Source organism: Tenacibaculum sp. SM2510 (assembly GCF_057002845.1).
This window is the reverse complement of the sequence record NZ_CP192703.1, coordinates 1,663,175-1,676,929: the sequence shown is the minus strand read 5'-3', so window position 1 is coordinate 1,676,929 and position 13,755 is coordinate 1,663,175. Positions and strand designations below refer to the sequence as shown.

General features: G+C 29.8%; 8 protein-coding genes. 4 read left to right on the top strand and 4 right to left on the bottom strand.

From position 1 onward, the window contains the following. Positions 1-720: 720 nt before the first annotated feature. Positions 721-1,458, top strand: a complete 738-nt coding sequence (locus tag ACQ629_RS07535; protein ID WP_483703711.1) for a GLPGLI family protein — start codon at positions 721-723, stop codon at positions 1,456-1,458. Positions 1,459-1,471: 13 nt separating this feature from the next. After that, positions 1,472-4,135 carry a carboxypeptidase-like regulatory domain-containing protein gene (locus tag ACQ629_RS07530; RefSeq protein WP_483703709.1) on the top strand — a complete coding sequence of 888 codons (2,664 nt, stop codon included), beginning with the start codon at positions 1,472-1,474 and terminating at the stop codon, positions 4,133-4,135. 320 nt (positions 4,136-4,455) lie between these two features. On the opposite strand, the gene ACQ629_RS07525 is transcribed toward ACQ629_RS07530, so the two are convergent. The 4 genes from ACQ629_RS07525 to ACQ629_RS07510 form a co-directional block, all read right to left on the bottom strand. Further along, positions 4,456-4,737 (bottom strand): MoaD/ThiS family protein, encoded by a 282-nt coding sequence (locus ACQ629_RS07525; RefSeq protein ID WP_483703707.1) that lies wholly within the window; start codon positions 4,735-4,737, stop codon positions 4,456-4,458. Between the two features lie 9 nt (positions 4,738-4,746). Next, on the bottom strand, positions 4,747-7,212 hold the full coding sequence (locus ACQ629_RS07520; protein WP_483703705.1) for a DUF5686 and carboxypeptidase regulatory-like domain-containing protein: 2,466 nt from the start codon (positions 7,210-7,212) through the stop codon (positions 4,747-4,749). Positions 7,213-7,345: 133 nt separating this feature from the next. Beyond that, a complete protein-coding gene (locus ACQ629_RS07515) occupies positions 7,346-9,913 on the bottom strand; it encodes an AsmA family protein (RefSeq protein WP_483703703.1) in 2,568 nt (855 codons plus the stop codon). Positions 9,914-10,093: 180 nt separating this feature from the next. Continuing rightward, on the bottom strand, positions 10,094-10,702 hold the full coding sequence (locus tag ACQ629_RS07510; protein ID WP_483703701.1) for a PAS domain-containing protein: 609 nt from the start codon (positions 10,700-10,702) through the stop codon (positions 10,094-10,096). Positions 10,703-10,837: 135 nt separating this feature from the next. Here ACQ629_RS07510 and ACQ629_RS07505 point away from each other — a divergent pair, with 135 nt between their 5' ends. Both ACQ629_RS07505 and ruvA read left to right on the top strand, forming a co-directional pair. Next, positions 10,838-13,120 (top strand): NADP-dependent malic enzyme, encoded by a 2,283-nt coding sequence (locus ACQ629_RS07505; RefSeq protein ID WP_483703699.1) that lies wholly within the window; start codon positions 10,838-10,840, stop codon positions 13,118-13,120. A 53-nt stretch (positions 13,121-13,173) separates the two neighbouring features. After that, on the top strand, positions 13,174-13,755 hold the full coding sequence (gene ruvA / locus ACQ629_RS07500) for a Holliday junction branch migration protein RuvA (protein ID WP_483703697.1): 582 nt from the start codon (positions 13,174-13,176) through the stop codon (positions 13,753-13,755).

Here is a 13,755-nt window from a genome sequence, read left to right as displayed (position 1 = left end):
TATTAAGAATTACTATTTTACAGCTAACTTCACTCCACTGCGTTTCGTTCGCAATGACGAACGTCTTGTCATTACTAGAAGGAACGGCAATTATAACGTCATTACGAGGAAGAATGACGAAGTAATCTTTATGTTAAGAGTTGCTGCTATTTTACAGATTACGTCACTCCACAGCGTTTCGTTCGCAATGACGATTATTATATCATTACTAGAAGGAACGACGAAGTAATCTTTTTATTTAATTTTTTCTACCAATAAAATATAGCCATATTTTTATGTTGTTTCATTAACAAAGGTAAAAGTGTGTTTAGGGTTTTGCCTTACTTTTTTTACGGTTTTTTTTCATTTATTCGTTTTTTAAATGTATATGTTTGAATTATTCTTTCGCGAACAATAGTTCAAGACTTTGAAAACATATAAATAATCAAAGTTATAATTAACCATTTAAGTTATTTAATAATGAAAAAATCAATTTAAGAGTTAGGAAAACCATTAAACAAAACAGCACAAAGAAATATTACAGGTGGGAGTCCAAGTCATCTAGAGTGCAAAGCAGAAGGAATTTCTGTAGCTTACACCATAGCAGAGATTAGTGGAGAGGATCCAAAGGTAAGTGATTTTATGGATAAGTATAAAAGCTGTATGGGGTATAATTAAACATCAATACTCTTCGAGTAGTTTTTTATTACTCGAAGAGTATTTTTAAGTAAGCAAATAAATATGAAATATCTAATACTACTACTTTTTATAGTAAGTACTAATTTGTTTTCTCAAGCAACAGGAGAAGTTGTGTATGGAATTAAATTTAATTTAACAATCGATAAAATAAATGAGAATACAAAAAAAATGAATAAAAAGTATCTTAATCGAGATCTTATAAGAAGTATGAAAAAAATGGTTCGTAATTCAGTAGAGGTTGAAGGCGTATTAGAATTTTCTAATGGATATGCTAATTATAATCTTTTAGATGAAATGAAAAATGAAGGATCTTATGGTTATGGGAGTAATGTGCTAAAAGGTAGCGGAGGCGGCAAAAATTCTTATTACACGTCATTGCTTCTTCAAAAAAATGAAGTAAAAGATTGTGAAACTTTATCTGAATGTTACTTAATAGAAAACGAAAAACCAATATGGCAATTAACACAAGAAACTAAAAAAATTGGAGGGTATTTGTGTTATAAAGCTATTAGAACGAATTCTGAATTTAAAAATTTTAACCCAATAATATGGTATACAAATGAAATACCATTAGGCTATGGTCCTTTAGATTATTATGGTTTGCCTGGTTTAATATTAGAACTAGAAACACCAGCAACAATATTTAAAGCTAAAAAAATAACATTGAACCCCAAAAAGAAAATTAAAATAAGAGAGCCTAAAGGAAAAAAAATAACCAAAAAAGAGTATGATAAATTATTAAGAAAAACTTTTCCAAGTTTTTATAATTATAAAAACTAAGTGTTCGTTATATATGATTAAAAATATTTTTTTAACCATTCTAATAGTATATTCAGTAACACTTACTGCTCAGAATATAGATTTAAAAGGTGTTGTAAGAGATAGTTTGCAAGCTCCTTTGTCTTATGCTAATATAATTGCAAAACCGAAAGATGTTACAAAAAACATGAGTTTTGCTATAACAGACGAACAAGGTAGGTATCGTTTAAATCTTAAAAGTAAAACCACTTATACAATAAGTGTAAGCTATATTGGTTACAAAACTGTTGATTTTGTAATTAAACCTTCTCTAAAAAACATTCAAAAAAATATTGTTTTACTAGAAGCCAAAAATAAATTGGACGAGGTGGTTATTGAATTGCCTGTTACAGTTAAAGGAGATACGACCACTTACAATACTAATAAATTTGTAAACGGTAGTGAACGTAAGTTTAAAAATGTACTTAAAAAATTACCAGGTGTTCAGGTAGATAAAAACGGAAACGTTACAGTACAAGGAAAAAAAGTAACTAAAATGTTGGTTGACGGGAAGCCCTTTTTTGGGGGAAGTACAAAGTTAGCTGTCGAAAATATACCAGCAGATGCTGTTGATAAAGTAGAAGCAATAAAAAATTATAATGAAGTTGCATTTTTAAAAGGATTAAATGATTCTAATAAATTAGCAATGAATATCGTTTTAAAAGAGGATAAAAAGAGATTTGTTTTTGGTGATGTCGCAGCAGGTAAAGGAAATGAAAATTACTATAAAGCTAATGCGAATTTATTTTACTATTCACCAAATACAACTATGAATTTTATCAGCAGTTCTAACACTATTGCTGAAAAAATATTTACGTTTAAAGATTATTTAAATTTTAAAGGTGGTGCAAATGCCGTATTCAAAGATGATTTTAATTCGAAAGATTCTAATTTATCACAGTTTTTAGAAAACTCTGACATCAGAAAAAGTAATGAACAGTTTGCAGCATTAAACCTTACCAAGACTTTTTCAACTAAGTTAGACGTTTCTGGTTACGCTATTTTTTCAAAAACAAAAACAAATAGTTTTGCAACTAATGAAAATGCATATGCAGAATTCTTAGAACAACAAGAAAATAATGTTGTAACTAAAAACATTCTGGGTATTGGTAAGGTTACTTTTAGTTATATGGCTAACATTAATGAACAATGGTATTTAAGAACTCAAATTAAACGATCTAAAAGCAATAATGCAAATGCACTTTCATCAATTGTTAATGAGAATAGTAATAATATTAATACAGATAAAAATGGAATTGCATCTAATATAAATCAGAATATAGAATGGCATAAGAAAGGAAAAGGTAAACATACATATTCAGCCATTGCTAATTTTATATTTAATAACAATAATTTACATTCTTTGTGGAATACAACAAATCCTATTTTTAATGGTTTAATACCTATTGATAATGGTCAAAATACAGTAGTACTTAAGCAAAGTAAAAAAACAAAATTTTATAATTTTACAACTATTTTTAAAGATTTTTGGGTATTAAACCGTAAAAATCATATTTATGTAACGTTAGGAAATACATATCAAAAAAATAATTTTTTTACAAGCGATTCTCAATTACTAGATAACGGAACAGAGCGTAGTTTTAAGGAGGATGGTTTTGGTAATGATACTCAGTTTAATTTTACTGATTTATTTTTAGGAATGCATTATAAATTTAAAACAGGAATTTTCACCTTCAAGCAAGGAGTGTATTTTCATAAATATGATTGGGAAATAAATCAGAATGCTAATTTTAATAAGGAAAAATGGGTTGTATTACCTGATTTTTTAATGAAAATTGAGATTAACAAGTCAAAAAGTTTAGCTGTCAAATATAACTTAAAAACAAATTTTGCAGATGTTTCAAAATTTTCTAATCGATTGTATTTAAATACTTATAATTCTGTTTTTAAGGGTAATGAGAATTTAGAAAATGAATTGTATCATTCAGCGAGTATTAATTACGGGCATTTTAGCTTTTATAAAGGCTTGTTTTTAAATGCTAATTTAAACTATACCAAAAAGAAAAAAGGGTACAATAATACTATTGAATTTTATGAAAACCCAAATAGTATAGATCGGTTTTTAACAATTAATATGATTAACAATCCGAGTGAAAGTTACAATGCAAGTGTGTTTTTTGAAAAAAAAATAAAAGATATTAATTACAAATTTTTAGGTGATTATATGAAATCTAATTACATACAAAATATTAATAATAGTTTTGTAACCAATAAAAGCAACGATTATGGTTTTGATATTGGTATAGAAACCTTGTTTGATAAATTCCCAACAATAGAAACCGGTTTTAGAAGAAGTATTGGTAAATACACGTCTAGTAATTCAACGTCTAAATTTACCACTAACGAACCGTATGTAAATATCGATTACGATTTTTTAGACGGATTTGTTTTTAATTTTGATTACACACATTATAATTATCAGAATAAAGCACAAAATATTGATAATAAATACAACGTTGCAAATGCAGTGTTATCCTATCAAAAAGAAGATAGTCCTTGGATATTTAAATTAACGACTCAGAATTTATTCGACACAACGTTTAAACAAAGTAATAGTTTTTCTGATTATTTAATTTCTGATACCAAAACCTATGTAATGCCAAGAGTATTATTGTTTAGTATTGGGAATAAGTTATAAAAATATAGATTGCTTCACTCCACTGCGTTTCGTTCGCAATGACGAACGTCTCGTCATTACTAGAATGAACGGCAATTATAACGTCATTACGAGGAAGAATGACGAAGTAATCTTTATGTTAAGAGTTGCTGCTATTTTACAGATTACGTCACTCCACTACGTTTCGTTCGCAATGACAATTATTACGTCATTACGAGGAAGAATGACGAAGTAATCTCTTTGTTATGAACTACCATTTTACAGGTTGCTTCACTGCACTGCTTTTTGTTCACAATGACAATTATAACGTCATTACGAGGAAGAATGACGAAGTAATCTTTTTATCCACCACTTACTGGCGGAATAACAGCAATTATATCGTTCTCTTTAATAATAGTTTCATTCGTAGCATAACTTTCGTTGATGGCAATGGCATATGAGCTCATTTGTTTTAACTTCGGATGTTGTTTTACAAGTAGTTCTTTAAAAGAAGTAACATTACAATTAATAGGAAGTACTACTTCTAACGAAGTACTTCCTGTTAAATCTGTTGCAATACCAAAAAGCAATACAGTTATTTTCACACGAGTATTTTTTGATGAATCTCTTAATGTAGGTTTCATTAAGTAAAATTACAATTTAATTCCGAATAGCACTCTGTTTTCATTCTTTCCGTTAAAGTTAGAACGGGCAAAATCTACACGTAAAAAACGCCATTTTCCAATACCAACATTATCTAATCCAACTGAAAATTCAGAATAAGGTTTGTTGCCTGCTGTAAACAATCCTTTTGCACCGGTTACCAAGTAGAAATTTAATTTATTTACTAACGGAATTTTACTTAACAAAGCGCCTTTAAAGTTATACTCCCCATGCAACTCACCGTATTTGTCATTCGTACTTAATTGATAATAAGGCAACATGTAAAAGTTGTTTAAATAATTGTCATTAGGCGCAATTAACAAGCGATTTCCGTTAAAATGAGCATAATCTATAAACTGAATATCTTTTTTCTCTAAAAAGATGCCTCCTTTGGCTTTATATTTAAATTGCCCCCAATTACATAAAGATATTTTTTGAGTTAATTGCGAATACACCACATCAGAATTCCATTCGGTATTATCAGTGCCAAATTTTTTGTTATAACCGATAAATAAAGAAGGATATTTATTGCTGCTTACATTGTATTTTCCGTCAGGATAAGACACGTATTTTTGCTTGAAATTAATGGTTGCTCCAAGTGCAAAAGACCATATTTTATTAGGTGTAAATGCTGTGTTGAAATTGGATGGTTCTTGCGGATTATTTGACGTATAATCAACATTGTTTTTCGGAAACATTACATAATCTGTAGTGTTAAATAATGGTTTTCTATCTGCATATTCTAAAGAAGAAGACATGCGAATTCCATTGGTTACTTCTCTTGAAAAAGATACTTTAGCAAATGATTTCTCGTATATCTTTAAGTAATTTCTTTCAAACAAAACAGAACTAATAGTATTCCAGAATTTTGAAATAGGCTGTTTTGCATTAAATTGAGAAGTTGTAACACCTCCTGTAAGCCTTAAAATTGGTTTGGTTGTGTTGTTCCATCTATAAGAAAAATAGCCAGTTGGTCTTATTTTTTTATCCGAAAGGCCATAATTTATTTTAGAGCCAAGGTTAAAGTTTTCTCCTTTTTCATTTATTGATTTATAATAATTTAGCCCAACTGAAGAGTTCCAGCCTTGCACGGTATTAAAATTTAATCCAATAAGAGGAGACGAAAAAATTAATCCCCATTTATTATAAGTATCATCATAAGAATATCCAGAGATGATATCTAAAATCTTAAATTTGTTTTGTTTGGTATCAATAGAGTCTAAATATTTTTTAGATTTTCGTATGGTTTTAATACTGTCTTTTAATTTGTAGTCAGAAACTTCTTCAGTAGTTAAAGCTACAGGACGAATTTTGGTCCAATACAAACTGTCTTTTTCGGTTGCATTTTCAGCAAAGGACAAAATTTCGTTACCAAATGATTTCTTGTTGTAGTTAGGTGTAAAGTTATAGTTTGAATACGCTGCCGAAAAACGACCATTAAAATTAAAACCAAACATACCAGCCTTAAAATCGATTGTTTGCGTAACTGGTACCCACGCTTTATTTTTTAGTGAATAATTAAAGTTTTGTTTAATCTTTAAAGAATCTATCATTGGCATGCTTATTTGCGCACCTGTAGCCACAACATCGGTACCGTAAATAGCCCAATCATCTTCTACAATATAAATAAAACCACTAAAAACACGATCGTTTTTTCTCTTTGGAAGTAATTTTATTTTACTAATTAATTTATTGTTTTTATCATAAAGTGTTCCTACTAATTTATAGTTGTAATAGCCAAAAGCACCGTTAGAAATGGGTGAAATCATTTCTGCGTCGGCTAATTTAAAAGAGTTTTCATAAAAATTGAAATTTACTTCTTTAGCTTGGTTAAAGCTAATTCCGTTATCGCTACCCGAAACTTTTGAAGCAACTATGCGTTCTTTAAAATTGGCAGGTTTTTTTTGAAAAGAAATTTTAGAAATTGTTTCAGAAAGATATACAATTCCGGTTCTTGTAGAATCTAATCCGCCACCCATATCGCCAATTTCTTGACCTAAAAACTTTTTAGGTAAATCTTTTACTTTAAATAATCCGCGAGAGTAAAAATCGGCTTTATATTCAGAAAATTTATCGGTGTTTTTGCTTTTGTTAGCTATTACTTTTCTAATAATTTTATCAGCAGGATTTTCATTCGAAGAAATCAAAATTTCATCTAACGCAACTTCTTCTTCAGAAAGAACAATGTTTAAAACAAAAGGAAAAGAAGAAATAGTAATTTTTCTCTTCACTGTTTTATATCCTAAAATTTGATAAATAAGTGTGTGTTCTCCTTTTTTTGTTATGGCTAATTTATAATCTCCATTATCGTTTGTGGTAGTTCCTGTAATAGAGTTTTCTAAATATACACTAACAAAAGATAAAGGCTTGTTGTTTGTATCGGTAACTTTTCCTTTAACCTGAGCAAAAGAAATTGAGGTAATAAATAAAAGAAATAATGTGTAGTTTTTTTTCATAGTTGGTTTTGTTGAAATAAAAAAACAAACATAGCCGAAGTAATTTTTCGGCTATGTTTAAAAGCTGTTAAATAATTTACAATGAATTCTTAAAATATAAGACGTGTAAATTCACTAAAAGGTTGCCTGATAATTAATTCCCTCCTTTTTTCTTCTTGCCAAATAAACCTCCTAAAACATCTTTTACCTTCTTTTTGGTATCGTTTGTTTTGGTTGAATCTTTCTTTTGATCACCTAATAAATTACCAAGTGTATTTTTTATCAGTTTATCTTTTTGTTGCTGAACTAATTTTTGACTCAACTTTGTAACTGAAGAAGATAAATCAGTTTTTACTGTTGGGTTAGACATATTACCAGTAATATTAGCGGTAATTGGCACGGTAATATTTTGTTCTTTTTCGCTTAATTTAGATAATAATTTCTGTACTTTACTACCTAAGTACTTTGCAGGGACATCTAAAGTTAGATCATAATTCATATTTTGATCAAAACTATGATTACCTCCAATATTTATACCGATATCGTTGTATTTTAATTTAAATGGTTTTACAGATACCTTACCGTTATCGAAAGATAGGTTTGCTTTTACATCAGATAAATCTAATTTGTTTAAATCAATAAAAGATAATTTTTCACCTAACAAGCTTAAAGCTTTGGTGTTTTTAGGATTTATTTTGGTGGTTAATAATTCCGCTAATGCTTTACCAGTTAAAGAGGTTAAATTAGGTGTAAAATCGTTGTTTAAATTACCCGATAAATTAATGTCAGAATTTAATTTACCACTCATTGCAGCAGCAATCGGACTTATCGATTTAAGTAAATCTAAGCCATTAAAAGATTCAGAAATATCAAACGATTTTATACCTAAGTCCATATTAAAAGAAGGTGTTTTTTGTTGCGTGCTTACTTCACCATTTAAAGAAATACTACCTTTAAATATATTAACATTTACATTTTGTAAAGTAGCTTTTTCATCCTTTATTAATAAAGTCCCCTTAGCATTTTTCAAGACTAAGTTATCGTAGTAAACAGTTTTTGCATCGGCTATAATTTTACAATCTAAAAAAGCAGGAATCTTTAAAGATTCGGTGACTTTTTCTGTTTTATTCGGCTCTTTATTATCTACAGTCGTGGTTTCCTGCATAAAATCACTCATATATAAAGAGTTCGAGTTCACATTAAAAGTTCCTTTTAGTTTTTTATCAGATAATAAAAACCCTAATAAATTTTTAATTTCTCCTGTGGCATTTAAATCGCTTTTACCTGTTGTAGCGTCAAATTCGCTTAAGGTAATTGTTGTGGGTTTAAAGTTTATTTTGGTACTTTTTATTTTAAGCGGATTAGCAATGTCATCCGAAGAAAAAACAAAGTTATTTACTGCTATTTCACCATTGTTTTTAATGCGACTTAAAGAGTTATTTTTAATTGCTTTTAAATCAAATTCAGTAGTTAAGTTGGCTTTTAATACACCGCTCAATTCACTTTTTAAATCAACAGGGTATGCTTTGTTGATGTTTGCTAAATTTAATGTTCCTTTTAATTTAGCGCTTACAGTTGGGTTGTTAATTATATTAGAAACACTTCCGCTACCAGAAAAAGTATCTTCATCAATTTTGAAAGATAAACCGTTAATAACTACAAAAGTTTTGTCAAGATAACCCGTGGTGTTTTTTAATTGTGCATCGATATTAATGTTGCGAACACTTTTTGGTAAGTCAGGGTATTTAAAAGAAGCGCTTTTAGATTTAAGATGTATGTCTAAAAAAGGAATAGTATTATTGGTAACTAATCCTTTAACGGTTCCTGAAACACTAAAATCGCCAGATGTTTGTACGTTTTCAATACTTTTGGTATAAGTTTCAGGTATTAAACCTAAAAAGTTTTTAAAGTCAGATGACGGAGTTTTAAAGCTAATGTCAACATCTTGGTTGTTTTCGTTTATTTGAACATACCCATTAAAAATTAAAGGTAAATTATTAAGTTTAGCTTCATTTTTTAAAAACGAAAACTTTTTATTTACTAAATCCATTCCTAAGATAGCATCTAGCTGTACTTTTTGATTTTTTATATATGAGGTGCTATCCATTTTAAAAGATACCAATGTAGAGGTCTTTGTGTTTAGTTCAGAATTAGATTGAGAGAAATCTCCACTTCCGCTATGATTAAAATCAGATAAAACAAGATTCATTTTTCCTTTTTTATCATTGTATTTTATGTGTGTATTATTTATCTCATAAGAATTTATAGAAAGCCCAAAATCAGATACCGATTCATTTGTGCTTTCAACCTTTACATCTGAAGGTTTTGTTATATCGTAATTTGCAATGCCAATTTCATTAATCAATATATTTAGTTTTGCATCATCAATAGAGAAAGATTGAATATTTAATTGTTCTGATGTGTTTTTAAATAACTCGGTAAGTCTTAACTCTAAGTTTATTTCTTTTGAAAACAGCAAAGTATCTCCTTTAAAAGGTTTACCATTAATAATAGAAACATTAGAAAGTTGTAACGTCGCATTCGGAAAATCTCTTAATAAACTAAGGCTAGCACTTGTAAAATCTAACTGTGCGGTGATGTTGTTGTTTACTGTTTTCTTTACAAGGTTAATAATCTTTCCTTGAAAAATAAACGGAGCTAAAATTAATAAAGCAAATAATGTTATGAATATGGTTAGTAGTATTTTATATATTTTTTTCATGAAGTAAAGAGGTTTTGTGATTAAGTACTATAATGCACAAAGTTCATGAATTATTTGTTAAAAAAAAGATAATATAGCATAAAATAAACCCTGTAATAACAATTGATTTTAAAAGTTGTATGATGGTGCTAGAACATAAGCTATTTACGCTTACAATTGCAAATAACTTTAAATGAGCCCTTAAATGAAATCACCAAAGAAAAACCAATTTAAACCTTCTTTAATTTTATTTCTTTCTTTTAAATTGGTTTTTTTAACCTTTAAAGACTCTTCTTTAAATAAATCAAACACAAATTCATCATAGTTTTTGCCAATTTCTTCCTTTAAAAACCCTTCAAAGTACAGTTCACTTACCTTTTCTCCTTTTAGTTTTTCGAGCCCTAAAAGAGTTTTATATAAAGGTTCAATTTTATCAATAACACTTTTTGGTATCGCTTTTCGGCGACCTGTATAACCTGTGATTTCTCCTTTTTCGTTTTTATCAATCGTAAAATCAGTAATAACCCAATAATACTTACCTGTTTTAGTTAGGTTTTTTACAATTGCATGATAATTTTCACCTTTTTTTAAAGCACACCATAAAGCTTTAAAAGTAACCTTAGGCATGTCTGGATGTCTAATAATATTATGGGGCTCGCCCATTAACTCAGTTGCATCGTATTCACAAGCCTCAGTAAAAGCTTTGTTTGCATAAAGTATTGTTCCGTGAATATCTGTTTTACTAACAATTACTTGGGTTTTATCCCATTTTACTTCTTCGTTAATTATTTGAATTGAGGGAGTTTTCATAGTTTGTTTTAAAATTAAAATCCGCGCAAATCTATAAATAGCATTATCTCTAAAACATGACTAAAATCATGTTTTAGGTTTTTAACTAAATAACAAAAACGTATATTTGTAAGTTCAAACAAACAAAACTAATCTATGAGTGATTCTAGAAAAAGGCGCGAAGCTTTGTTATATCATGCAAAGCCAAAACCAGGAAAAATAGCTGTTGTACCAACTAAAAAATATGCTACACAGCACGATTTGTCGTTAGCGTACTCTCCTGGAGTTGCAGAGCCTTGTTTAGAAATAGCTAAAGACAAAAACAATGTTTATAAATACACCGCTAAAGGTAATTTAGTGGCTGTTATTACGAACGGAACAGCTGTTTTAGGCTTGGGAGATATAGGGCCTGAAGCTTCAAAGCCAGTAATGGAGGGGAAAGGTTTGTTGTTTAAAATTTTTGCTGACATTGATGTTTTTGATATCGAAGTCGATGCTACAGATGTTGATAAATTTGTTGAAACTGTTAAGGCAATTGCTCCAACTTTTGGAGGAATAAATTTAGAAGACATAAAAGCACCAGAAGCTTTTGAAATAGAAAGAAGGTTAAAAGAGGAATTAGATATTCCTGTAATGCACGACGATCAACACGGAACAGCAATTATTTCGGCAGCAGCTTTAAAAAATGCAATAGAAATTATTGATAAAGATATTACTACTGTTAAAATTGTAGTAAACGGAGCCGGAGCCGCAGCAATTTCTTGTACACGATTGTATTTAAAATTAGGTGCAAAGAGAGAAAATGTAGTAATGTGCGATAGTAAAGGCGTTATTAGAAAAGATAGAGGTAATTTAACTTCACAAAAAGCAGAATTTGCAACTGATAAAGACATCAATACTTTAGAAGAAGCAATGCATAATGCAGATGTTTTTATAGGTTTATCAAAAGGAAATGTAGTAACACCAGAAATGTTACTATCTATGGCCAAAGATCCTATTGTTTTTGCAATGGCAAATCCAGATCCTGAGATAGAATACCAATTAGCTGTAGATACTCGTGATGATATTATCATGGCAACAGGAAGATCAGATCATCCTAACCAAGTAAATAATGTACTTGGATTTCCATTTATTTTTAGAGGAGCTTTAGATGTTAGAGCAACAAAAATTAATGAAGATATGAAGATGGCAGCAGTACATGCTCTGGCAGATTTAGCAAAGAAGTCTGTTCCAGAACAAGTAAACATTGTGTACGATGAGGTAAGTCTTTCATTCGGAAAAGAATATATTATACCGAAACCTTTTGACCCTAGATTAATATACGAAATTCCACCAGCGATAGCAAAAGCAGCAATGGAATCTGGTGTAGCACAAGAACCAATTACAGATTGGGATGCGTACCGTGAAGAATTAATGGACAGATCTGGTACAGGAAGCAAGGAAATTAGATTATTACACAACAGAGCAAAAAAGGCGCCTAAACGAGTGGTTTTTGCAGAAGCCGATCATTTAGATGTGCTAAAAGCAGCGCAGCGTGTTTATGATGAGAAAATTTCTACGCCTATTTTATTAGGAAGAAAAGATGTTATTTTAGAATTAAAAGAAGAGTTAGGTTTCGACGCAGATGTTGTTATTATTGATCCTAAAACGGATGAAGAAACAGATAGAAGAAATAGATACGCAGAAGCTTTCTGGAAAACAAGACAGCGCAAAGGTATTTCTTTTTTAGAGGCTCAAAAATGGATGCGAGAGCGTAATTATTTTGCAGCAATGATGGTGAATACAGGTGAAGCAGATGCTTTAATTACGGGTTATTCAAGATCATATCCGTCGGTTGTAAAACCAATGTTAGAGTTAATAGAGAAAGAAAAAGGTGTTACTAGAGTGGCAGCAACAAATATGATGCTGACCAAACAAGGGCCAATGTTTTTAGCTGATACAACGATTAACATCAATCCGACAGCTAAAGAATTAGCAAAAATTAGTCAATTAACATCTGGCTTAGCAAAAATGTTTGGAATGAAACCACATATTGCAATGCTAGGTTTTTCTAATTTTGGGTCATCAAAAGCTGAAAGTTCAGTAAAAATAAGAGAAGCAGTATCGTATATACATCGTTACCATCCGAATGTAATTGTAGATGGAGAGTTACAAGCAGATTTCGCTTTAAATCCAGAGCTATTAGCAAAAGAATTTCCGTTTTCTAAATTAAATGGTAAACGAGCAAATATTTTAATATTTCCAAACTTAGAGTCGGCAAACATAACTTATAAATTAATGAAGCAGCTTGATGGAGTTGAATCTATCGGACCTATTTTATTAGGAATGAGTAAACCAGTTCATATTTTACAATTGGGGGCAAGTGTAGATGAAATGGTGAACATGGCAGCAGTGGCTGTTGTAGATGCTCAAAACAAAGAATTAAAAAACAAAAACTAAGACTTTTAAAATTAAATAATTTGTCTACTTTAGACGAATAGAAATTCAATTGAATGATAACACAAATTAAGGGGAAACTTGTGGAGAAAAATCCTACGTATGCAGTAATAGACTGTAATGGAGTAGGCTACTTATTGCATATTTCTTTAAACACCTATTCGTCGTTACCAGATGATGAAAATGTGTTGCTTTATACTCATTTATCTATTAGAGAAGATGCGCATACATTGTATGGGTTTTTTAATAAAGTAGAAAGAGAGATTTTTAGATTACTTACTTCCGTTTCTGGAGTAGGGCCAAGTATTGCAAGAACAATGTTGTCGTCAATGACGTCTGAAGAAATACAACAAGCTATTGCTTCAGAAAATGTAAAAACAATACAGTCTGTTAAGGGGATTGGAGTAAAAACAGCACAACGTGTTATTGTAGATTTAAAAGATAAGATTTTAAAGATCTTTGATTTAGATGAAGTTTCAATTGCTCAAAACAATACAAATAAAGAAGAAGCGTTATCAGCACTAGAGGTTCTTGGTTTTGCAAGGAAGCAAGCCGATAAAGTTATAGGTAATATACTAAAAGAAACACCTGATGCAAGTGTTGAAGCATTGATAAAAGGGGCGTTAAAAAATTTATAA